22 protein-coding genes and 1 pseudogene are annotated in these 22,353 nt (G+C 72.8%); 8 read left to right on the top strand and 15 right to left on the bottom strand.

Annotated elements, in window-relative coordinates; translation table 11 throughout:
* Positions 1-2: 2 nt before the first annotated feature.
* From cysD to ACGF8A_RS12445, 10 genes are all read right to left on the bottom strand, one after another.
* Positions 3-938, bottom strand: a complete 936-nt coding sequence (gene cysD / locus ACGF8A_RS12400; protein ID WP_393107044.1) for a sulfate adenylyltransferase subunit CysD — start codon at positions 936-938, stop codon at positions 3-5.
* On the bottom strand, positions 935-1,471 hold the full coding sequence (cysC, locus tag ACGF8A_RS12405) for an adenylyl-sulfate kinase (RefSeq protein ID WP_393107046.1): 537 nt from the start codon (positions 1,469-1,471) through the stop codon (positions 935-937). Before cysC ends, cysD begins: the two co-directional genes overlap by 4 nt.
* Positions 1,472-1,503: 32 nt before the next feature.
* Positions 1,504-2,214, bottom strand: a complete 711-nt coding sequence (locus ACGF8A_RS12410; RefSeq protein WP_393107048.1) for a phosphoadenylyl-sulfate reductase — start codon at positions 2,212-2,214, stop codon at positions 1,504-1,506.
* The gene (locus tag ACGF8A_RS12415) at positions 2,211-2,390 is read right to left on the bottom strand and encodes a hypothetical protein (protein ID WP_393107051.1); all 180 of its coding nucleotides are present in this window, start codon (positions 2,388-2,390) and stop codon (positions 2,211-2,213) included. The genes ACGF8A_RS12410 and ACGF8A_RS12415 overlap by 4 nt, the downstream gene beginning before the upstream one ends.
* Positions 2,391-2,418: 28 nt before the next feature.
* Positions 2,419-4,116, bottom strand: a complete 1,698-nt coding sequence (locus tag ACGF8A_RS12420; protein ID WP_393107053.1) for a nitrite/sulfite reductase — start codon at positions 4,114-4,116, stop codon at positions 2,419-2,421.
* 125 nt (positions 4,117-4,241) lie between these two features.
* Positions 4,242-4,325, bottom strand: a complete 84-nt coding sequence (locus ACGF8A_RS12425; RefSeq protein ID WP_310739661.1) for a putative leader peptide — start codon at positions 4,323-4,325, stop codon at positions 4,242-4,244.
* A gap of 127 nt (positions 4,326-4,452) precedes the next feature.
* Positions 4,453-5,025: a GNAT family N-acetyltransferase gene (locus tag ACGF8A_RS12430; RefSeq protein ID WP_393107055.1), complete on the bottom strand. Its 573-nt coding sequence runs from the start codon at positions 5,023-5,025 to the stop codon at positions 4,453-4,455.
* 17 nt (positions 5,026-5,042) lie between these two features.
* On the bottom strand, positions 5,043-6,242 hold the full coding sequence (locus tag ACGF8A_RS12435) for a hypothetical protein (protein ID WP_393107057.1): 1,200 nt from the start codon (positions 6,240-6,242) through the stop codon (positions 5,043-5,045).
* 214 nt (positions 6,243-6,456) lie between these two features.
* Positions 6,457-7,731, bottom strand: a complete 1,275-nt coding sequence (locus tag ACGF8A_RS12440; protein ID WP_393107059.1) for a GAF domain-containing protein — start codon at positions 7,729-7,731, stop codon at positions 6,457-6,459.
* A gap of 398 nt (positions 7,732-8,129) precedes the next feature.
* Positions 8,130-9,764, bottom strand: coding sequence for an acyl-CoA dehydrogenase family protein (locus tag ACGF8A_RS12445; RefSeq protein ID WP_393107061.1), 1,635 nt, complete (start codon positions 9,762-9,764; stop codon positions 8,130-8,132).
* Positions 9,765-9,874: 110 nt separating this feature from the next.
* On the opposite strand from ACGF8A_RS12445, the pseudogene ACGF8A_RS12450 reads away from it, so the two are divergent.
* Positions 9,875-10,987: pseudogene (locus ACGF8A_RS12450) on the top strand (YihY/virulence factor BrkB family protein); the annotation flags it as partial.
* Between the two features lie 297 nt (positions 10,988-11,284).
* Here ACGF8A_RS12450 and ACGF8A_RS12455 read toward each other — a convergent pair.
* On the bottom strand, positions 11,285-12,118 hold the full coding sequence (locus ACGF8A_RS12455) for an NmrA family transcriptional regulator (RefSeq protein WP_393107063.1): 834 nt from the start codon (positions 12,116-12,118) through the stop codon (positions 11,285-11,287).
* 81 nt (positions 12,119-12,199) lie between these two features.
* Between ACGF8A_RS12455 and ACGF8A_RS12460 the strand changes: the two genes are divergently transcribed.
* A complete protein-coding gene (locus ACGF8A_RS12460; RefSeq protein ID WP_393107065.1) occupies positions 12,200-13,246 on the top strand; it encodes a cupin domain-containing protein in 1,047 nt (348 codons plus the stop codon).
* Between the two features lie 10 nt (positions 13,247-13,256).
* Positions 13,257-13,943 (top strand): helix-turn-helix domain-containing protein, encoded by a 687-nt coding sequence (locus ACGF8A_RS12465; RefSeq protein ID WP_393107067.1) that lies wholly within the window; start codon positions 13,257-13,259, stop codon positions 13,941-13,943.
* Here the strand turns inward: ACGF8A_RS12465 and ACGF8A_RS12470 are convergent.
* Entirely contained in the window at positions 13,926-14,333 is a 408-nt protein-coding gene (locus ACGF8A_RS12470; RefSeq protein ID WP_393107069.1) for a VOC family protein, read from the bottom strand. The two genes, ACGF8A_RS12465 and ACGF8A_RS12470, sit on opposite strands and share 18 nt — an antisense overlap.
* Before the next feature lie 74 nt (positions 14,334-14,407).
* Positions 14,408-15,040 (bottom strand): VOC family protein, encoded by a 633-nt coding sequence (locus tag ACGF8A_RS12475; RefSeq protein WP_393107071.1) that lies wholly within the window; start codon positions 15,038-15,040, stop codon positions 14,408-14,410.
* Between the two features lie 61 nt (positions 15,041-15,101).
* Between ACGF8A_RS12475 and ACGF8A_RS12480 the strand changes: the two genes are divergently transcribed.
* The 4 genes from ACGF8A_RS12480 (at position 15,102) to ACGF8A_RS12495 (ending at position 18,395) form a co-directional block, all read left to right on the top strand.
* Positions 15,102-15,713, top strand: coding sequence for a hypothetical protein (locus ACGF8A_RS12480; protein WP_393107073.1), 612 nt, complete (start codon positions 15,102-15,104; stop codon positions 15,711-15,713).
* Positions 15,714-15,926: 213 nt separating this feature from the next.
* Positions 15,927-17,651 (top strand): cytochrome c oxidase subunit I, encoded by a 1,725-nt coding sequence (ctaD, locus tag ACGF8A_RS12485; protein WP_393107075.1) that lies wholly within the window; start codon positions 15,927-15,929, stop codon positions 17,649-17,651.
* Positions 17,648-18,010, top strand: coding sequence for a hypothetical protein (locus ACGF8A_RS12490; protein ID WP_393107077.1), 363 nt, complete (start codon positions 17,648-17,650; stop codon positions 18,008-18,010). The genes ctaD and ACGF8A_RS12490 overlap by 4 nt, the downstream gene beginning before the upstream one ends.
* Before the next feature lie 76 nt (positions 18,011-18,086).
* On the top strand, positions 18,087-18,395 hold the full coding sequence (locus ACGF8A_RS12495; protein ID WP_393107079.1) for a hypothetical protein: 309 nt from the start codon (positions 18,087-18,089) through the stop codon (positions 18,393-18,395).
* Here ACGF8A_RS12495 and ACGF8A_RS12500 read toward each other — a convergent pair.
* Positions 18,381-19,394 (bottom strand): hydroxyacid dehydrogenase, encoded by a 1,014-nt coding sequence (locus ACGF8A_RS12500; RefSeq protein WP_393107081.1) that lies wholly within the window; start codon positions 19,392-19,394, stop codon positions 18,381-18,383. The genes ACGF8A_RS12495 and ACGF8A_RS12500 overlap by 15 nt on opposite strands.
* Before the next feature lie 244 nt (positions 19,395-19,638).
* Here ACGF8A_RS12500 and ACGF8A_RS12505 point away from each other — a divergent pair, with 244 nt between their 5' ends.
* Complete coding sequence (locus ACGF8A_RS12505) at positions 19,639-21,273, top strand: carboxylesterase/lipase family protein (RefSeq protein WP_393107083.1); 1,635 nt, start codon at positions 19,639-19,641, stop codon at positions 21,271-21,273.
* Positions 21,274-21,292: 19 nt separating this feature from the next.
* Here the strand turns inward: ACGF8A_RS12505 and mmuM are convergent, their stop codons facing one another.
* Entirely contained in the window at positions 21,293-22,225 is a 933-nt protein-coding gene (gene mmuM / locus ACGF8A_RS12510; RefSeq protein WP_393107085.1) for a homocysteine S-methyltransferase, read from the bottom strand.
* Positions 22,226-22,353: the final 128 nt, after the last annotated feature.

Below are 22,353 nucleotides of genomic sequence, written 5' to 3' on the forward strand. Positions count from 1 at the left end.
GGCTAGAAGTACCCCTCGCGCTTGCGGTCTTCCATCGCGGCCTCGGAGAGCTTGTCGTCGGCCCGGGTCGCGCCCCGCTCGGTGAGCCGGGAGGCGGCGATCTCGGTGATGACCTGCTCCAGGGTCCCGGCGTCGGAGTCCACGGCGCCGGTGCAGGACATGTCGCCGACCGTGCGGTAGCGCACCTGCCGCTTCTCGACGGTCTCGCCGTCCCTGGGGCCGCCCCAGTCACCGGCGGTCAGCCACATGCCGTTGCGGGCGAAGACCTCGCGCTCGTGGGCGAAGTAGATCTCCGGCAGCTCGATCCCCTCGCGGGCGATGTACTGCCAGACGTCCAGCTCGGTCCAGTTGGACAGCGGGAAGACGCGGACGTGCTCGCCGGGGGCGTGGCGGCCGTTGTACAGGTTCCACAGCTCGGGCCGCTGCCGGCGCGGGTCCCACTGGGAGAACTCGTCGCGCAGTGAGAACACCCGCTCCTTGGCGCGTGCCTTCTCCTCGTCGCGCCGCCCGCCGCCGAACACCGCGTCGAAACGCTCCGCCTGGATCCTCTCCGTCAGCGGCAGCGTCTGCAGGGGGTTGCGCGTCCCGTCCGGGCGCTCCTTGAGCACACCGCGGTCGATGTACTCCTGCACGGACGCGACATGCAGCCGCAGGCCGTGCCTGGCCACCGTACGGTCCCGGTAGTCGATGACCTCCGGGAAGTTGTGCCCGGTGTCGACGTGCAGCAGCGAGAAGGGGATCGTGGCCGGCGCGAACGCCTTCAGCGCCAGATGCAGCATGACGATGGAGTCCTTGCCGCCCGAGAACAGGATCACCGGCCGCTCGAACTCGCCCGCCACCTCGCGGAAGATGTGCACCGCCTCGGACTCCAGGGCGTCCAGGTGCGACAGGGCGTACGGGGTCTTCGTCTCCTCGGTCACGGGTGCGGCGGTCGTCATGCCAGTCCCCTTTCGGTGAGCAGGGCGTACACCGACGCCGCGGACTCCTGCACGCTCTGGTGCTGCGACTCGATGCGCAGGTCGGGCGAGACGGGCTCCTCGTACGGGTCGTCCACGCCGGTCAGCCCCTTCAGTTCGCCGGCGGCCTGCTTGGCGTACAGCCCCTTCACATCGCGCACGGAGCAGACCTCGACCGGGGTCGCCACGTGCACCTCGACGTAGGCGGTGCCGTTCGTCTCGTGCCGCTTGCGCACCGCGTCGCGGCTGTCGGTGTACGGCGCGATCACCGGGACGAGCGCCTTGACGCCGTTGCGGGCGAGCAGCTCGGCGACGTAGCCGATGCGCTGCACGTTGGTGTGCCGGTCCTCTCGGGAGAAGCCGAGGCCCGCCGAGATGAACTCGCGGATCTCGTCGCCGTCGAGTACCTCGACCGGATGGCCCTCGGCGCGCAGCCGGCCGGCCAGCTCGTACGCGATCGTGGTCTTGCCGGCGCTCGGCAGGCCCGTGAGCCAGACGGTGGCTCCGCTCGTCACGTGCTTCTCCCCAGGGGTCGGTGTGGTGGTCGTCATCCGTGCAGCCCGCACTCGGTCTTGGCCCGCCCGGCCCAGCGGCCGGCGCGCGCGTCCTCGCCCGCGAGCACCCGGCGGGTGCAGGGGGCGCAGCCGACGGAGGCGTAGCCGTCCATCAGCAGCGGGTTGGTCAGGACGCCGTGCTCGGCGACGTAGGAGTCCACGTCGTCCTGGGTCCAGCGGGCGATCGGCGAGATCTTCACCTTCCGGCGCTTGTCGTCCCAGCCGACGACGGGGGTGCCCGCGCGCGTGGGGGACTCGTCACGGCGCAGTCCGGTCGCCCAGGCCGCGTAGTCGGCGAGACCCTCCTCCAGCGGCCTGACCTTGCGCAGGAAGCAGCACAGGTCGGGGTCGCGGTCGTGCAGCCGCGGGCCGTACTCGGCGTCCTGCCCGGCGACCGTCTGCGCCGGGGTGAGGGTGATGACGTTGACGTCCATCACGGCCTCGACGGCGTCCCGGGTGCCGATGGTCTCCTCGAAGTGGTAGCCGGTGTCGAGGAAGACGACGTCGACGCCGGGCATCACGCGGGACGCGAGGTGGGCGACCACCGCGTCCTCCATGGAGGAGGTCACGCAGAACCGCTTGCCGAAGGTGTCCGCCGCCCACCGGAGGATCTCCAGCGCGGACGCGTCCTCCAGATGGCGGCCCGCCCGTTCGGCGAGCGCCTTCAGCTCCTCGGTCTCCTGGGTCTGCTGAGCCGTCGTCATATGCCGTCCCCTCCCTTCGTGTCCTGCTGGAGCCCACGGGACAGCAGCCCGAGGAACTTCAGCCGGAACGCGCGGTTGCACGCCGCGCACTCCCAGGCGCCGTGGCCCTGCTCGCTCGGACGCAGGTCCTCGTCGCCGCAGTAGGGGCAGTAGAAAGGTGCCGCACGCTCACTCATGGGGCGTCCTTCGTCTCGCTCACCGCGCTCACGAAAGGGCCTCCTCGGAGGCGCGGGCCGCCCAGGCCGCGAACCGCTCGCCGTCCTCGCGCTCCGCCTGGAAGCGCCGCAGGACGCGCTCGACGTAGTCGGGCAGCTCCTGGGAGGTGACCTTCAGGCCGCGCACCTTGCGGCCGAAGCCGGCCTCCAGGCCGAGCGCGCCGCCGAGGTGCACCTGGAAGCCCTCGACCTGCTCGCCCTGCTCGTTCGTGACCAGCTGGCCCTTGAGACCGATGTCCGCGACCTGGATACGGGCGCAGGCGTTCGGGCAGCCGTTGATGTTGATGGTGATCGGCTCGTCGAAGTCCGGGATCCGGCGCTCCAGTTCGTCGATCAGCAAGGCGCCGCGCGCCTTGGTCTCGACGATGGCGAGCTTGCAGAACTCGATGCCGGTGCAGGCCATCGTGCCGCGCCGGAAGGGGGACGGGCTGACCGTGAGGTCCAGCGCCTGAAGCCCCTCGACGAGGGAGCCGACCTGCGACTCGTCGACGTCCAGCACGATCATCTTCTGCTCGACCGTGGTGCGGACCCGGCCCGAGCCGTGCGCCTCCGCGACCTCGGCGATCTTCGTCAGCGTGGCGCCGTCGACGCGGCCGACCCGCGGTGCGAAACCGACGTAGAAGCGGCCGTCCTTCTGCCGGTGCACCCCGACGTGGTCGCGCCAGCGCTCCACGGGCTGCGCGGGCGCGGGGCCGTCGGTCAGCCTGCGCCCCAGGTACTCGTCCTCCAGCACCTGGCGGAACTTCTCCGCGCCCCAGTCGGCGACCAGGAACTTCAGGCGGGCGCGGGTGCGCAGCCGCCGGTAGCCGTAGTCACGGAAGATCGAGATGACGCCCTCGTAGACGTCCGGCACCTCGTCCAGCGGGACCCAGGCGCCCAGCCGGACGCCGATCTTAGGGTTGGTGGACAGGCCGCCGCCGACCCACAGGTCGAAGCCGGGGCCGTGCTCGGGGTGGGTCACGCCGACGAAGGCGACGTCGTTGATCTCGTGCGCCACGTCCAGCAGCGGCGAGCCCGAGACCGCGGACTTGAACTTGCGGGGCAGGTTGGAGAAGTCCTTGTTGCCGATGATCCGGCGGTGGATCTCCTCGATCGCCGGGGTGCCGTCGATGATCTCGTCGGCGGCGATACCGGCGACGGGCGAGCCGAGGATCACGCGGGGCGTGTCGCCGCAGGCCTCGGTGGTGGACAGGCCGACCGCCTCCAGCCGGTTCCAGATCTCGGGCACGTCCTCGATCCGGATCCAGTGGTACTGGACGTTCTGCCGGTCGGTGATGTCGGCCGTGCCGCGCGCGTACTCCTGCGAGATCTCACCGATCACCCGCAGCTGCTCGGTGGTGAGCCGGCCGCCGTCGATGCGGACGCGGAGCATGAAGTACTCGTCGTCGAGCTCCTCCGGCTCCAGGATCGCGGTCTTGCCGCCGTCGATCCCGGGCTTGCGCTGCGTGTACAGGCCCCACCAGCGCATACGGCCGCGCAGGTCGTTCGGGTCGATCGAGGCGAAGCCGCGCTTGGAGTAGATCGTCTCAATGCGTGTCCGCACATTGAGACCGTCGTCGTCCTTCTTGAACTGTTCGTTGCCGTTGAGCGGGGTGAAGTGACCCACGGCCCACTGACCCTCACCGCGGTGACGGCTCACCTTGCGGCGGGGAGTCGCGGCAGCGGGGTTCTGCGGGTTGGCGGCCATGGTTCTACGTCCTTCGGGACAGGCGGAAAGCGGCTCTGAGCTGCGCGTACGGGCGCATGCGCGCATGCGGGCGCAGCGTCGCGCGGGGCAGACGAAGCGGGGGGATCGGCGTTGCCGGAGCGGACTCAGCTCGCCGGACAGATGGCGCTGGACATGCGGCCGAGGTCGACGTGCCGCCGACTCACCAAGGCAATTCCAGTTCCAGGCATGACGGAAGCGTGTCACGGCGTTCTGGACACAGTCCAGCTTTATCCAAAATGTGGACACCCTTGTCCCAGAATCTGGAACAAGGGTGTCATCGGTCACATGGCGCGAACGCCGTCTTGTCCAGGCAGGTCAGCCAGGGTATGCACCGGGCCACGGGCCGGGCGTCGCGATCTCCGGCTCCTCCTCGACCTTGGTGTCGAACAACGTGAAGCCGCGCCGCAGGTAGTTGTCCATCGCGTGCGCACCGTCCTTGCTGCAGGTGTGCAGCCACACCCGCTTCGTCGCGGCCAGCCCCGGCCACCGGTCCGCCAGATCCCACGCGCGGGCGGCGCCGTACGACAGCAGATGCCCGCCGACGCCCCGGCCGCGGAAGGCGGGGATCAGCCCGAAGTAGACGATCTCCACGACACCGTCGTCCTGCGGCTCAAGCTCCACATACCCGGCGGGGGTGCCCCGGTCGTAGGCCACCCAGGTCTCCACCCCGGGCCGCTCCAGGTGCTCCTGCCAGCGCGCGTACGGCCAGGCCAGCCGGTCGGTCCAGCGGATGTCCCCGCCCACGGAGGCGTACAGGAAGCGGCTGAACTCGGGTGAGGGCACCTCGGCGCGGGCGATCCGCACGTCGCCCTGCGGCGCCGCGGCCGGGAGCAGGTCGGACGGGGCGGTCTGCTCCAGGGACCAGGTGGTCACGGGGATGTTCGTCATGCCGGTCAGGGAATCATCTAGCCCAGCGCCCTGTCGATCGTGGCCAGCGGCAGGGAGAACAGCATCCGCCCCGACTGCGACCAGACCTCGCCGCTCTCCTCCCAGTAGGAGAGGGACTGCGCGGGGCCGCTCCAGCACAGATACGTCTCGTCCGTGCCGCACCGTGCCGCCCGCGCACCGTCGCCGTCCTGGCGCCACAGCGTCCCGTGCTCGCCGGCCGCGCGGGCCAGGTACCAGCGGGAGTGGTGGGCGAGCACGCCCCGGACACCGGCCGCCTTCGTCTCGTACGCCTCCTGCGCTCCCGTGCCGAGCAGGCCGGCGCCGGAGGGGTCGTCGTCGAGCGCGTAGCGCCACAGGCGGGTGGGCCGGTCGGCGTCCGCCGGGACCGACTCGCTCGCCACCAGGCTGTCGGGTGTGGTGCTGCGGTCGAGGGAGAGCGCGCCGATCCGGGCACCGGTCAGCCGGTAGGAGCGGACGGCGGGCAGGGTGTAGCGGTCGCCCCGCGCAGGCGGCGCGGTCGCGGCGCCGGCGGAGACGCGCCGGATGCGGTCCAGGTCGTAGACGTACAGGCCGCGCCCGTCGGCCGCGGTGACGAGCAGCTTGTCCTGATACCAGACCATGCCGGTCAGCGCGGAGACGAGCGGCCGGCCGGCGGGCTCCCCGCGCGCGGGGACGGTGAGCGTCACCCAGGTGTAGGTGAGGTGGTCCGGATCGTCGGCGTCGACGAAGGCGACCCGGGAGTGGCCCCGCTGGTCGCTCCAGCCGGAGAGGATCACGCGGTTCGCGCCCCACCGGCCGTCGTCGTCGGCGTCACCCGAGGTGGTCACCGCGCCGGTCCGCCAGCTCGCGGTGCCGGTCTCGTCCCAGCAGTGCGCCCGGGTGGCCGCGGGCGCCACGGGCAGCGCGGAGCGGTCGGCGCCGGGGCAGTCCGCCGCGGGACTCAGGCTGCGGTCGGCGTCCGCGAGGACGGCGGCGACGCCGACCGGCCGGGCCGGGCCGTCGGCCGCGGCCCCCGCGAGCGGCTCCTCGCTCAGACGCAGATCGCTCAGGGACGCAGGGGAACTCAGGGGCTTCAGGGCACCCGGATCGGTGCCGGAGGTGGCCTGGGAGGCGCTGATCAGGGTGGCGGCGCCGGTGAGCGCGAGAGCGGTCCCGGCCAGGAACGCCCGCAGCGCCTGGCCCCGCTTGCGTCGGCGGTGTCTGCCGCGTTGCTTCATCTGTCCTCCCGAGGTGGGCCAACTGCGCCTGTTGATCCGTGTGTTGGCCTGGGAGCAGGTGGGGTGGCCCGGTAGGGGATGCTACGTCAGGTAGGGCGGACCGGGGACGAAGACCCCGTAAATATGCGGAAGAAGCCCTCGGATACGGGGAAGTCGCCAACGGATGTACGGCGACGGCATACCCTGCTGTCACGGTGTGTAACCTCACCTTGGCTCAGGGCACGGCCGGCGCGGCCCGCGTCCGGACCACCGCCGGGGCGTTGGAGTGCGGCAGGAGGTCGGACGGTTCGGGTGGGAGGATCATCTGGACCTCGGCGCCGTCGCGGAAACGGTACGGACGGTGTTCCAGGATCCCGCCGAGGTACCGCCGTACCCGCGACATCTCGGCGCGCACCGTCACCGTGCGGCGCGGGTCGCCGAAGACGTCCGCGGCGAGCTGCGCGGCGGTGCGGCCGCCCCGGTGCTCGGCCAGCAGGAACAGCAACTCGGCGTGCCGGGGACTCGGTTCATGGGTCCAGGAGCCGGCGCTGCCCGACACCGTCACCGTCCAGCGGCGCGGCTGCCCGAGGTCCAGCACGATCCGCGTGGCACCGCACGGCAGCGGCTCGTCGGCGGGGCGCACCAGCCAGCCCTCGGCAAGCGGTTCCACGACGCAGGGCCCGAGGGCGGGCAGGGCGTGGTGTCCCGGCGACAGCCCCCTGGGCAGCGCCACCCGGCCCGGGTACGGCATCCCCGTCACCGCCGCCGTCCAGCCCTCCCGGTCGACCACCAGCGCGCGTCCGGCCAGCCGGGCCAGCACCGGGGCGGCCACCGCGCGCAGCCGCTCCAGCGCGCCCAGATGCAGCTCCCGCAGCCGCGCCTCGGCGAGTTTGGCCACCGAGTCGACCCAGGCGAGGGTGGCCGGATGCATCGTCTCCAGCGGCCCGCTGACGTCCACCACCCCGATCAGCCGGCCGTCGCGCGGATCGGTGAGGGGAGCGCCCGCACACGTCCACGAGGCCTGGGAGCGGGCGAAGTGCTCGGCGCCGGAGACCTGAACGGGCCGCCGTACCACCGCCGGTGTCCCGACGCCGTTGGTGCCGACGGTGTTCTCCCGCCAGTCGGCGCCGAGCAGGAAACCCAGCTCGTCCGCCTTGCGCAGCACCGCGGAACTGCCCTCGCGCCACAGCACCCTGCCCTCCGGGTCGGCGATCACCATGATGTGCTGGGCGGTGTCCGCGACCGAGACCAGGCCTTCTCTCAGCACCGGAAGCACATGCCGCAGCGGCGAGTCCTCCCGCCGCCGCAGGACCTCCTCCGGCGGCAGCAGACCGGATCTGAAGTCGTGCTCCGGGTCCACTCCGCTGCGCAGCATGCGTCCCCAGGACTCCCCGATCACCGGGCGGGGGGCGAGGTGCGGGCTCCGGCCGGAGAGGGCGGCGTCGCGCAGGGCGCTGAGCATCCGAGCGGCCCGTGGCGCGTCGACGGCGGCCAGGCGCGTGACATTCATAGGCGACCGCGGCACTGAAATCCTCCCCCGGGTTCACACTGATGTGCGACCGGCTGTCAAGGCCTGGTGGCGTCGGTTTCCGGTCGCGTCCTGCTGGTGTGCTCCATACTGCCGCCCGCCGATGACGGAGGGATGCAGTCCGGGTCAGAGACACCAGAAAGTTGCAACCCCTTGCAACCCTGGTGAACCGCCCCCCGTTGTTTGAAACTTGAGCGACGTCGCCCGTGTGGCGCGCATGGCCTCAACGGGCCGGCAGGGGCAGGGGTGGTGCCGTGTCGGCGCAGCACCACCCCTGTCGGCGTGCGGTGCCGTGAGGGGGGCGCGAGGTTCTGCGCGCCACGGACACAGGACGGCGTACGCGCTTTCCGTCCCCCCGCGGCCGTCGTACCCCGGCCCGGTCAGGAAACCGGCCGCGCCCGCTCCACCACCGACGCCAGATCCAGCGTGTGCGGGAGAGTTCCGAAGGCGTGCCCCCAGTCGCCGCCCAGTCGCGACCCGCAGAAGGCGTCGGCGACCTCCGGCGGCGCGGACCGGACGAGCAGCGCGCCCTGGAGCACCAGCGCCATGCGCTCGACCACACGCCGCGCTCGGGCCTCGACGCCCTCCAGATCGGCCAGTTCGGTCAGCAGGTTCTTGATCGCGGCGTCCAGGCGGTGGTCGGCGCCGCGCGCCCGTCCGACCTCCTGGAGGAAGGCGTTGAGGGCCTCCGGTTCGCGTTGCAGCGCGCGCAGCACGTCCAGCGCCTGCACGTTGCCCGCGCCCTCCCAGATCGAGTTCAGCGGCGACTCGCGCACCAGCCGGGGCAGCCCCGATTCCTCGACATAGCCGTTCCCGCCCAGGCACTCGGCCGCCTCCACCGTCACCGGCGTGCAGCGCTTGGTCACCCAGTACTTGGCGGCCGGCACGGCCAGCCGCAGAAACGCCCGCTCCTGCTCGCTCCCGTCGTCGTACGCGGCGGCGAGCCGCAGCCCGAGCGTGGTCGCGGCCTCCGACTCCAGGGCCAGATCGGCCAGGACGTTGCGCATCAGCGCCTTGTCGATCAGCCTCCCGCCGAACGCCTCCCGGTACGTGCAGTGATGGATCGCCTGCGAGACGGCCTGCCGCATCAGTCCCGCCGAGCCGAGCACGCAGTCGAGCCGGGTCGCGGCGACCATCTCGATGATGGTCCGCACCCCGCGCCCCTCCTCGCCGACCCGGCGTGCCCAGGTCCCGTCGAACTCGACCTCGCTGGAGGCGTTGGAACGATTGCCCAGCTTCTCCTTCAGCCGCTGGAGCAGGAACACGTTCCGGCTGCCGTCCGCGAGGACCCGCGGCACCAGGAAGCAGGTCAGCCCGCCCGGGGCCTGGGCCAGCACCAGGAAACCGTCCGACATCGGAGCCGAGCAGAACCACTTGTGCCCCGTCAGCTCGTACGTCCCGTCCTGCGCGAGCGGCCGGGCGACGGTGGTGTTGGCACGGACGTCGCTGCCGCCCTGCTTCTCCGTCATGCCCATCCCGAACAGCACTCCGGCCTTCTGCCCGGCGGGCCGCAGATCACGGTCGTAGATCATGGACGTGAGCCGGGGTTCCCACTCGGCGGCGAGGTCCGCTTCCGTGCGCAGGGCGGGCACGGCGGCGTGGGTCATGGACAGCGGGCAGCCGTTGCCGGCCTCGACCTGCGACCACATCAGGAATCCGGCCGCCCGCCGCACATGCCCGGCCGGCCGCGTCCAGGCCGCGGTCAGGCCCGCGGCGACGCCCTTGCCGAGCAGCCGGTGCCAGGACGGATGGAACTCGACCTCGTCGACTCGGTGGCCGTAGCGGTCGTGGGTGCGCAGTCTCGGCGGATTCTCGTTGGCGAGCACCCCCCACTCCTGCGCCTGCGCCGACCCGCAGGTGCGGCCGAGCGCCGACAGCTCGTCCAGGACGTCGTCGAGCAGGTCCGGGGCGACGTGCCGTTCGACGGCGGCGACGAGGGCGCGGTCGGTGCCGAAGACGTCGTGTCCGACGAGCGGCGGGGCCTGGTTGGTCACGGTGTGGGTGCTGCCTGCCATGTCTCGGAACCTACCCCGAGCCACCGGGGTGGTCACCCCGGGGACGGGGCGCCGTCGGCCACCGTCCCACCAGGGTGAACCGCGGCCGGTGCGGCGGATACCTTTGGGTCGTGCAGCCAGCAAGTGACATCCCCGAGCTCTCCGGTCGCCTCCACCGGGCGCGCGCCCTCTACCGGAACGTCTCCAAGCGCAGGACCGCCTGGCTGCTGCTGAAGGACACCGTCAACTCCGGAATCGAGTACCGCATCCTCGGCCTGGCCGCCGAAGCCGCCTTCTTCACGCTGCTGTCGGTGCCCCCGCTGCTGCTCAGCCTGATCGGCCTGCTCGGCTACGTCGACGACTGGACCGGCACCGACACCATCTCCAGCGTGGAGACCAACATCCTGGAGGCCTCCCGCACGGTCCTGTCCGACCAGGGCGTCAACCAGATCGCACGGCCGATCCTGGACGACGTGATGCAGGGCGGGCGGCCGGACGTCATCTCCATCGGCTTCCTGTTCGCGCTGTGGTCGGGCTCCCGGGCGGTGAACGTCTTCATCGACACGATCACCGTCATGTACGGCCTCGACGGGGTCCGCGGCATCGTCAAGACCCGGCTGGTGGCGTTCCTGCTGTTCATCGCGGCCCTGCTGATCGGCTCGGTGGCGCTGCCGCTGATGGTGGCCGGCCCGGACGCGGTGGTGCGGATCGTGCCGTGGTCGACGACCGTGGTGCAGGTCCTGTACTGGCCCGTGGTGATCGTCCTGTCGATCGTCTTCCTGACGACGCTGTACCACGTCTCCGTCCCGGTCCGTTCCCCGTGGGTCGAGGACGTGCCGGGCGCGCTGGTGGCCCTCGGCATGTGGGTGCTCGGCAGCTTCCTGCTGCGTATCTACCTCACCAACACCATCGAGGGCGCGACGATCTACGGCTCGTTGGCCGCCGCCGTCGCCGTGATGCTGTGGATCGGCGTGTCCGCGTTCGCCGTGCTGGTCGGCGCCGCCGTCAACGCCGCGATCGACCGGGTCTGGCCGGCCGCCGCGACGGCCGCCGCCCGCGCCGCCAACGAGCGGCTGCGCGAGGCCCAGGTCGCCGAGTACGTCGCCCGCGCCGCCGCGGCACGCGACGCCGATCCCGACCCGGACGACCCCGACATGCCGTCGGAGTTCCCCGAGCGCTGGTCCCGCTTCCTGCCGCCGGAGGACGTGACGGCCCGGCTGCGGACGCAGGTGAGGAGCTCGCACGGCGCGACCAACAGCGCGGCGAACAACGCGACCAACAGCGCGACGAACAACGCGGGGAACAACGCGACCAACAGCGCAGCGAACAGCGCGGCGAACAATACGACGAACAGCGGGACGGACAAGGCGGCCGGCGACGCGGCGAACCAGGCGGCCGACGGCGCCACGAACACCGCGCCGCAGCATCCCTCGCAGGACGCCTCGCAGAACGCCCCGCGGAACTCCGCGCGCAACGGGACCGCGGAGCGCGGGAAGGAACCGCCGGGGGAGAGGTGAGGCCGGCCTCGCGGAGGCCGCCGCTCACGCCGTCCAGGTGCCCGCCGCCGCGGCCTCGGTCGCGAACGCCATGAAGTCCCTCGGTTCGCGGCCCAGCACCCGCCGGACCCCGTCCGAGAGGTGTGCGTTGCGGCCGTCCAGCAGGGTCTCGAAGACGTCCACCAGCAGCTCCACCACCTCGGGCGGCTCCCCGAAGGCGGCCAGCTGCGCGCCGTACTCCTGCGCGGGCACCGGCCGGTACGTCAGCTCGCGCCCCGCCGCCTTCGCGACCTCCGCCACCGCTTCCCCGAAGGTCAGCAGCCGGGGCCCCGACACGTCGATGCCCTGCCCCAGGTAGCGGTCCCCCGCCGTCAGCGCGGCCACCACCACGTCCGCGACGTCCCGCAGGTCGACGAACGGCTCCCGCACCGCTCCACCGGGGAACACCAGCTCCCCGCCCAGCCGCAGCCCTTCCACCAGCGGCCCCTCGCTGAAGTTCTGCATGAACCAGGCGGACCGTACGACCGTCCAGTCCGCCCCCGACTCCCGCAGCGCCTCCTCGGTGGGCCGCGCCTGCACCTCGCCGCGCGCCGACAGCAGCACCAGCCGCCGTACGCCGAGCGCGACCGCCTCGTGCGCGAGCAGCCCGACCGCCCGAGTGGCCTGCGGGGAACCGACGTCACCGGGGTGGACGAGGTACGCGGCGTCGGCGCCCCGCAGCGTCGGCGCCCACGTGGACCGGTCGGTCCAGTCGAAGCCCTCGGCGCGGGAGGCCGGGCGCACCGTAAGCCCCGCCGCCTGCGCGGACCGCGCCACCCGGCTGCCCGTACGGCCGGAGGCCCCGGTCACCAGCACTGTCATGTCCGTTTTCCGCGTCATGCCTCCAGTGAACTGCCCGCGGCGCCCCGGGGCCCATCACTGAACGGCTCATTCCGCTGCGTGCGCGTCTACGCTGACGCCATGGACCCACTCGCAGGCCTGCTGGAGGGCCCACGGGCGCGTGGCGCCTTCATGATCCGGGCGTGTTCCGACCCGCCCTGGGCCGTGCGGGTCGAGGACCGGGCACCGCTCACCGTGATGCTGATGGTGCGCGGCGGCGCCTGGATCGTCCCGGACACGGGCGAGCCGGTGCGGCTGCGGGCCGGCGACCTCGCCGTCGCGCGCGGTCCGGCCCCGTACACCTGCGGCGACGCCCCCGGCACGGTGCCGCAGGCGCTGATCCTGCCGGGCGGCGAGTGCCACCACCCCGACGGCAGGGCCCTGGGCGGCCGGATGGACCTGGGTGTGCGTACGTGGGGCGACCGGCTCGACGGCTCCGCGGTGCTGCTGATCGGCACCTACCTCTGGCAGGGCGAGATCAGCGGGCGGCTGCTCGACGCGCTGCCCCCGCTGCTGTCGCTGACCTCGGACGTCTGGGACTGCCCGCTCACCCCGATTCTCATGGAGGAGGTCGTGCGGGACGAACCGGGACAGGAGGTCGTCCTGGACCGGCTCCTGGACCTGCTGGTCATCGCCGCGCTGCGGGCCTGGTTCGCGCGGCCCGGTGCCGAGGCCCCCGCCTGGTACCGGGCGCAGGCCGACCCGGTCGTCGGCCGCGTGCTGCGCCTGCTCCAGGACGATCCGGCGCATCCGTGGACGGTGGCGGCGCTGGCCGCCAAGGCCGGGGTGTCCCGGGCCGCGCTCGCCCGCCGGTTCACCGGGCTGGTGGGGGAACCTCCGATGGCGTACCTCACCGGCCGGCGCCTGGCCCTCGCCGCCGACCGGCTGCGCGACAGCGACGACACCCTGGAGTCGATAGCCCGCCGGATCGGGTACGGCAGCGCCTTCGCCCTCTCCAACGCCTTCAAGCGGGTGTACGGGGTGAGTCCTCAGGAGCATCGCACGCGGGGACGCGCGGCCGGGGTGGGAGTGGGAGTAGGCGTGCAGCGGGGCGTGGTGCGTGGGACGGGGCAAGCCGCGGGGAGCCCCGCGACGCGCACGGAGCACGATCCGGGCCCGGCGGCGTAGCCTGGCCGTCGTGTACCTGGAGCGGGCGTCGCGGTTGGCCGGGGCGGTGGTGTGGACGAACACCCCGTCGGCCGGCGCCGGCCCGGGGCGGGTGCTGCCCGACGGGTGCATGGACCTGCTCTGGCACGAAGGCCGTCTGCTCGTCGCGGGCCCGGACACCCACGCGCACCGCACGGACGGCGGCGGCAGCTGGGCGGGCGTCCGCTTCTTCCCGGGCACCGCGCCCACCTTCCTGGGCCTGCCCGCGTACGAGGTCCGCGACCGGCGCGTCGGACTCGCCGATCTCTGGCCGGCCGCGCGGGTACGCCGGCTCACCGGGCGCGTGGACGCTGCCTCCGATCCCGCACGGGGCCTGGAGGAGCTGGCGCTGGCCCTCGCGGCCGACGCCGATCCGCCCGACCCGCTGCTGCGCCGGATCGTCACGGCGCTGGACGCGGGCCGCCCGGTCGCGGCGACGGCCGACGAACTCGGCCTCGGCGCACGCCAGTTGCACCGCCGTGCGCTGACCGCCTTCGGATACGGCCCGAAGACGCTCGCCCGCGTGCTGCGCCTGCAACGGGCCCTCGCCCTCGCCCGGGGCGGCATGCCACTCGCCGAGACCGCCGTGGCGGCCGGCTACGCGGACCAGCCGCATCTGGCGCGGGAGGTCAGGGACCTGACGGGTGCCACCCCGGCCGGGCTACTCGGCGGCGGCTGACGGCAGCGGGGCGAACAGGTCGACACCGTTGCCGTCGGGGTCGTGCACGACGGCGTACCGCTGGCCCCAGACGGCGTCCCACGGCTTGAGCTCGCCGTGGTACCCGGCGCCCACCAGTTCCTCGTACACCGCGTCGACCTCGCCCGGCCCGTCGCACAGCATCGCCAGCGAGGACCGGCCGCTCCCGGTGGACGGCTGCCATCCGGCGTGGAAGGACCGCACGCTCTCCTCCGTGTCCAGCAACAACCGCGATCCGCCCGGCAACCCGGCCTCCGCGTGCGGCTGCTGCTCCACCCCCTCGGGGAACGCGAATCCCAGGCGGCGGTAGAAGGCGACGGAGGCGGCCATGTCCGAGACGACCAGGCCGACGGCATCGAATCGTGGAGTCATGGGGCCACGGTAGGCAGCGGCGGCGGCAGCGGTCTTGAAGAAAACGGACAGGCCCGGTGCGGCGGGCCGCCGGCTCAGTCGAACCGCACCGGCCCCCTCGGCGTGTCCACCGTGAACGACAGCCCCACCGGCCCCTTGCCGAGCGGCAGTTCGGTGTCCAGGGCGGCCAGCAGCGGCCGGATCTCGGCGGGGTCCGGGGCGGTGGCCGTGAGGGACAGCAGGGGCGTGACGGGAAGTCCGGTCGCGGTGGGGTGGCGTGTGGCACCCCAGTCGATGAGGAAGGGGACCAGACCGGAGGGGTGGGCGGCCGCGCCGTCGGTCAGCCGCCAGCGCAGCACGGTGCCGTCGGGCGCGCGGCGGCTCATCGCCTGCGGCGCGCCGGGGTCGTAGCCCCGCGCCCGCGCCGCCGCCACCGCCGCGTCCAGGTCGGGCGGGCTGATCGCCCAGGTCAGCGTGCGGGGCGCGGGCAGCTCGTCGACACCGAAAGGTCCGGGTCCGCCGGGCGTGGACTGCCCGGGATCGGGGCCGATGATCTCCAGATAACCGGTTCCGCCCAGACCGACCAGGTAGTTGCGGGTGCCGAGATCCACGTGCGAACCGCCGGCAACCGGTGTCACACCGGTGCGCCGCGTGAACTCCGCGACCGTCGCCGCCAGATCGGGGGTCGCGAGGACGAGATGGTCGAGATGTGCGGGAATCGTGTTCATCGCCGCCGAGGCTACGCAACCCGTTCGCCTGTGTGGAACACCTGTGCGGCACGATGGGCGCATGATGCGTCCTCCGCGTGCCCTGCCCCGGGCGGCCCTGCTGATCCCCGTACTGGTCACCGGCTGCGGCACCGCGGCGCAGCCGGCCGCCGAGGCCGAAGTGGCCCTGCGGGCCCGGGCGTCGGGCATCGCACCGGAGCACGTCTACGCCACCGGGGCGGCGGGTTTCACCCTCGCCCGGCAGTCCGTGGGGGTGTACGGCGGCGACGGCTTCTCCGCCGTGTACGTCTCCGAGGAGACCGGAGCCCGGATACGGCTCACGGTCGACAGGGGCACCATGACCGCCGCCGGCTGTCCCGGGCGGCCCGTCGCCGGCACGTCCGGCGGCACCACGGAATGCGTCCGCGACGGCGACGCCTGGTACCGCGTCACCGGCGGGCACCGCGAGTACGCCGTCCCCAAGGACGGCCATGTCGTCCACGTCGGCGGCAGCGCGGGTGTCTCCCGCGACGTCCTGCGCCAGGCCGCTCTCGGCGCCCACCGTCCGTCCGCCGGCGAACTCGACGCCCTGCTGCCGTCCGCCGCGCCCGCGCCCACCGCGCCCCTGGTACGCGGTGACCTGCCGCCGGTGGGCGACGGAGCGCCCCGCAACGAGGTCGGCACCTCGGGCTGAGCACCTGTCGACCGGCGTGCGCCGTCCGGGTCCGCCGCCGTACCGCTGAGCGGCCTCGGTGAGAGCCGTCGGTGTGGGTCGTGTACTCCATGCGGGTGGGATCGCCCGCAGGTCTGCCGTGTGTCGCTCGCTCCGGAGCCGATCCTTCGCTCCGCGCGGCCAGGATTGCGGTTATCACCAGGTCCAGGCCATGAACACCGGGAGACACAGCCCGTGAGCATTCTCGACGAACCGCACGACTCGGCGGCGGAGAGCTACTACGCGAATGAGCTACCGGTCCGGGCCAGGCGGCCCGGCAACGTCGTGGTGAAGTGGCTGACGACCACCGATCACAAGACGATCGGCACGCTGTACCTGGTCACGTCGTTCGTGTTCTTCCTCATCGGTGGCGTGCTGGCCCTGGTCATGCGCGCCGAGCTCGGCCGGCCCGGTACGCAGATCGTGTCGAACGAGCAGTACAACCAGGCGTTCACGATGCACGGCACGATCATGCTGCTGATGTTCGCGACCCCGCTGTTCGCCGGATTCACGAACTGGATCATGCCGCTGCAGATCGGCGCCCCGGACGTGGCGTTCCCGCGGCTCAACATGTTCGCCTACTGGCTCTACCTGTTCGGCTCCCTGGTCGCGGTGGCCGGCTTCCTCACCCCCAACGGCGCGGCGAGCTTCGGCTGGTTCGCCTACTCCCCGCTGTCGGACGCGGTCCGCTCGCCCGGCCTCGGCTCCGACATGTGGATCATGGGCCTGGCCTTCTCCGGCTTCGGCACCATCCTCGGCTCGGTCAACTTCATCACCACGATCATCTGCATGCGCGCGCCCGGCCTGACGATGTTCCGGATGTCGATCTTCACCTGGACCGTGCTGCTGACCGGCGTCCTGGTCCTGCTCGCCTTCCCGGTCCTGGCGGCGGCCCTGTTCGCGCTGGAGGCGGACCGCAAGTTCGGCGCGCACATCTTCGACGCGTCCAACGGCGGAGCACTGCTGTGGCAGCACCTCTTCTGGTTCTTCGGGCACCCGGAGGTGTACATCATCGCGCTGCCGTTCTTCGGCATCATCAGCGAGGTCGTCCCGGTCTTCTCCCGCAAGCCGATGTTCGGCTACTCGGGCCTGATCGCGGCGACCATCGCCATCGCGGGCCTGTCCATCACGGTGTGGGCCCACCACATGTACGTCACCGGCGGTGTGCTGCTGCCGTTCTTCGCCTTCATGACCTTCCTCATCGCCGTGCCGACCGGGGTGAAGTTCTTCAACTGGATCGGCACGATGTGGAAGGGCTCGCTGTCCTTCGAGACACCGATGCTCTGGGCGACCGGGTTTCTCGTCACGTTCCTCTTCGGTGGTCTGACCGGCGTCGTCCTGGCCTCTCCGCCGATGGACTTCCACGTCTCCGACTCGTACTTCGTGGTGGCGCACTTCCACTACGTCGTCTTCGGCACGGTCGTCTTCGCGATGTTCACCGGCTTCCACTTCTGGTGGCCGAAGTGGACCGGCAAGATGCTCGACGAGCGGCTCGGCAAGATCACCTTCTGGACGCTGTTCATCGGCTTCCACGGCACCTTCCTGGTCCAGCACTGGCTGGGCGCCGAGGGCATGCCGCGCCGGTACGCCGACTACCTGGCGGTCGACGGCTTCACCGGCCTGAACATGGTCTCGACGATCAGCTCCTTCGTGCTGGGCCTGTCGATGCTCCCGTTCCTCTACAACGTGTGGAAGACGGCGAAGTACGGCAAGCCGGTCGGCGTCGACGACCCCTGGGGCTTCGGCCGCTCCCTGGAGTGGGCGACGTCCTGCCCGCCGCCGCGGCACAACTTCCTCACCCTGCCGCGGATCCGCAGCGAATCCCCGGCGTTCGACCTGCACCACCCCGACATCAGCCGGCAGTACGAGCTGGAGGACCACGGCAGGGTGGCCACCCGGCCCGGGAGCGGGCGGTCATGAGAGCCGGCCGCTCCGGAACCCCCGAGGAGGCGCAGGGCGCCGTACTCGCCAACGAGGCCGAGGGCTATCTCCTCGCGCAGGCGGAGCTGGGGCAGGCACGGTCCGAGGCGGCGGCCCTCTGCGGCCGCCTGCCCTGGCTCACGACCGGGCAGGCGGAGGACCTCAGCCGGCACTACATGGAGCAGCGCATGGGGCTCACACGACAGGCCCTGCAGGCCACCGCCGACCGGGCCAAGCTCCTCCGGGGCGAATACGAGGCACGCTACGCCGAGTTGCGCCAGGCCTTGCTGAGAGTCCACACCGCGGGCGCGTGCCTTCTGGTCGCATGCTGCTCGGCAGCCGTGCTGCTGCTCCGCTGAGTCATGACGACGACGGCGTGGGCGGCGCACAGCGTCGCCGCCCACCGCCGGCCGCTCGCCCCTACGCTCTTGTCCCATGGCCGCGCGACTCCTCGTCCTCACCCGCACCGCCGGCTACCGCCACGACTCCCTGACGGACGCCGGCGCCGCGGTGGACGCGCTCGGGGCCTTCGACGTCGAGCACACCGGGGACCCGGCGGTCCTAAAGGCCCCGCTGGACGAGTACGCCGCCGCGCTCTTCCTCTCCATCAGCGGCGGGGTCCTCACCCGCCCGGCCGCGAGCGGCTCGCCGCGTACGTCGAGCAGGGCGGCATCGGCTGGGCGGCCGATCTGGAGCAGAGCGGCCGTGGTGCCCGCCGGGCCCGGCGCGTCAGGCGATCCGTGAGAAATCCTCGTGCCGCACCTCGTGGGCGAGCGGGAGGCCCGCCGTGAGGCGTTCCAGTTCCTCGACGACCACGCGGCCGAGGCGTTCCAGTTCGTTGCCGAGGGAACCCGCGATGTGCGGCGTGAGGAAGACGTTGGGAAGGGTGTGCAGGGGGGAGTCCGCGGGGAGCGGCTCGGGTTCGGTCACGTCCAGGATCGCGCTGAGCCGGCCCGCCACCAGTTCGCCGGTGAGGGCGCCGTGGTCCACGAGGGCGCCCCGTGAGGTGTTGATGAGCACGCCGCCGTCCCGGATCATGGCGAGGCGCTCCCGGTTCAGCAGGTGGCGCGTCCCGGGGACCTCGGGGGCGTGCAGGGTGACGATGTCGCTGCCGCGCAGCAGGACTTCCAGCGGCACCGGGCGGGCGCCGAGCGCCGCGCCTTCCGCGGCGTCCACGCAGGGGTCGTGGAGCAGGACCTCGAAGTCGTGCGGCCGCAGCAGTTCGAGCAGTCTGCGGCCCACGCGGGAGGCGCCGACGACGCCGACGCGGCGGCCGAGGTTCCCGGTGCCCGCTGTCTGCGCCGCCGACGGTCGCGCGTGGGTCCTGCGGTAACGCTCGCGGTGGGCGAAGGCGTCCTTGCCGGAGAGCAGGATCATCGCGAGCGTGAACTCCGCCACCGGCACCGCGTTGGCGGCGGCGGCGCTGGACACGGTGACACCGCGCTTCCACAGGGCCTCGCCGACGAGCGGGCGGACGGAGCCGGCGGCATGCAGCACGGCGCGCAGACCGGGGGCCGCCGCAAGGACGTCGTCGTCCAGGCGCGGACAGCCCCAGCCGGTGATCAGCACCTGGGCGCCGGACAGCGCCGCCGCCACACCGGGGTCGGCGAAGTCCCCCGCGACGGGCGCGGGATCGATCTCGGCCGTCCGCCGCAGCCGCGCGAGGAGCGGAGCGGGGAAGAGCAGCGGGAGGTGCACCGGGTCCATGGCGAACACGGCCCTGGGAAGCGGGGCGCCGGACATGACCCTCCTGGGGTGTGCGGGAGAGGAGGCGAGGCCGCGGAAGAGCGTTCTCCGACAGGCTCTTCCACCGTAGATCCCAGTACGCCCGCCATGCCATGGACCCAAGTCTCCCCGCGGACGCGGATGTACGCCGATCAGCCCAGCCGGCGGCCCCTGCTCCCCGCTCGTACGGCGGAACACGTCCCGATGATGTGATGCTCTGATCTGAGCGGTGCACGGGCGCGGTGGAAGGGCTGGTGGGCGGATGACGGCGGCAGAACGGGCGGCCCCCGTGGTCAGGACGCCGTACGGGGCCGTGCGTGGCCGTCACGAGAACGGCGTCGCCGTCTTCCGCGGCATCCCGTACGCGGCGCCGCCCTTCGGCCCGAACCGTTTCCGGCCGCCCGTGCCGCCGGAGCCCTGGGACGGGGTGCGCGACGCGGGCGCCTTCGGCCCCACGCCGCCCAAGCCGCCGTACTCCGAGGCGTTCGCCCACTACCTCTGCGATCCGGTCGTCCCCGGTGACGACTGCCTCAACCTCAACGTGTGGACCCCCGAACCCGCCCCGGGAGCGCGCCTGCCGGTGCTCGTGTGGCTGCACGGCGGCGCCCTGACCAGAGGTTCGTCCTGCGTTCCCGTGTACGACGGGCGCACCTTCGCACGCGACGGTGTCGTGCTCGTCTCCGTCAACTACCGGCTCGGCGTCGAGGGGTACGGGCTGTTCCCGGACGCACCACCCAACGCCGGTCTGCGGGACCAGCTCGCCGCCCTGCGATGGGTGCACGAGTCGATCCGGGCGTTCGGCGGCGACCCGAGCCGCGTGACCCTCGCGGGCCAGTCGGCGGGAGCGATCAGCGCCGGTGCCCTGATCGCCGCACCGCAGGCGCAGGGCCTGTTCCGGCGGGCGATCCTGCAGAGCGGGCCACCCGAGGTGTCCGAGCGGGCCAAGGTGCGGCGGATGGTGCGCCGGATGGCGGCCCGGCTGAAGGTGCCCGCGACCGCCGAGGCCTTCGCCGCCGCCGACCGCGAACTGCTCCTGCGCAGCCAGGCCGAGGCAGGCCGCCGCAGCAGCCCGGTGACGGGCGGACCCGCCTTCGGGATCGTCGTCGACGGCGACCTCGTACCCCGCGACCCCTTGGAGGCGCTGGTCGAGGGGGCGGTCGCGCCCGGTGTGGAACTGCTCATGGGCTGGACCCGCGACGAGTACCGCCTCTGGCTCGTGCCCGGCGGTCTGGTGGACCGCGTCGACCGGCTCGGCGCCCTCGCCCTGGCCGGCGCGATGGCCCGCTGCCGCTGCGGCCACGAGGTGCCGCGTGGCTACCGCGCACTGAACCCCGATGCCGGCACCGCCGAGATCGTCGGCCAGCTCGTCACCGACCACCTGTTGCGCCGGCCGCTGCACCGGCTGGCCGGCGCCCGCCCCGGCTCGGCGTACGTCTACGAGTTCGCCTGGCCGTCGCTGCTTCCCGGGCTCGGCGCCTGCCACGCCCTGGAGCTGGGCTTCGTCTTCGGCACCGGTGAGGTCCCCGAATCGGCCCGGCTGGCCGGCTGGGGCGCGCCGGCGGAGCTGGCCGGCGCGATGCACTCGGCATGGGTGCGGTTCGCGGCGGACGGCGACCCGGGCTGGCAGCCGTGGGACGACTCGCATCCGGTGCGGATCTTCGGCGAGTGCGGACAGGGGGAGCCGGGAGCGCGGGGCGCGCGGGGGCAGCGGGGGCCGGCCCGGGAGCCGTACACCGCGTACGGTCCGCGCGACCGGGAGCTCGCCCTGTGGAACGCCGATCCCGGCAGGCGCGAAGACGCGTCCGTCGCGGCGACGGACGGTACGCCTCCCCGCACCCCGGAACTGCGGTCGGTCGTGCGGCTCCTGCGCCGCACCGGCGGCGTCCGCAGGCCCTGACCGCGCGCGCCTCCCTCGATCACCGCGCCAGCGTCCGCGCGACGGACCTGATCGCCTCCGGGCCGACCCGGCAGCATCCGCCGATCAGACGGGCGCCACGGTCGCGCCAGTCCTCGACCCGCTCCGGCGTGAACGTGGAGCCGCCGCTCCAGGCACGCGCCCGCGCGTCCCAGACCTCCCCGCTGTTCGGGTAGGCCACCACCGGCCTGCCCGTCACCTGGGCCGCGAGCGCGACGGCGGCGCCGACATCCTCCGGCGCGCAGCAGTTGACGCCCACCGCGATCACCTCGTCCACACCGGCGGCCAGGGCGAAGGCATCCGCGAGCGGCTGGCCGGCACGGGTCCGGCCGCCTGCCACGGTGTACGACAGCCAGGCCGGTACACCGAGTCCGCGCACCGCCCGCAGCAGGGCCGTCGCCTCGTCGGTGTCCGGAAGCGTTTCGAGAGCCAGTACGTCGGGACCGGCGGCGGCGAGGGCCTCCAGCCGGGGGCGGTGAAAGCGCTCCAGCTCGCGCACCGTCAGGCCGTACCGGCCCCGGTACTCCGAGCCGTCCGCGCGCATCGCCCCGTAGGGCCCGACGGAGGCCGCCACCCACAGCGGGCGGCCGACTCCGCGCGCCTTCGCCCGCGCGGCCGCCTCCCGCGCCGACCGCACGCTGAGCGCGAGGAGTCCGGCCGCCCGGTCGTGGCCGATGCCGCGCTTCGCGAAGCCCTCGAAGGTGGCCTGGTAGCTGGCGGTGATCGCCACGCTCGCGCCCGCCAGGAAGTAGGCGAGATGCGCCTCGGTGACCGCCTCGGGGCGCTCGGCGAGCAGGCGCGCCGACCACAGCTCGTCGCCGAGGCCGTAACCGGCCGACTCCAGCTGGTTGGACATGCCGCCGTCGAGCACGACCGTCCCGGCGGCCAGGGCTTGGGCGAGGCCGGGAGGGTCTTGCGGCGGGTCGCTGCTCATGTCACGACGCTAACCGAAGCCTCCGCCTCCTCCCTCGCCGGCCGGGGGCGAACACCACCGCCCGGCGTCTGGTGCCGCCGGGCACGGTGCGGGTGGGATGAACTCCTGAGGCGTTCCGACCGGCACCG

This window comes from Streptomyces sp. NPDC047706 (assembly GCF_043204795.1).
In the GTDB taxonomy this organism is placed as follows: Bacteria; Actinomycetota; Actinomycetes; order Streptomycetales; family Streptomycetaceae; genus Streptomyces.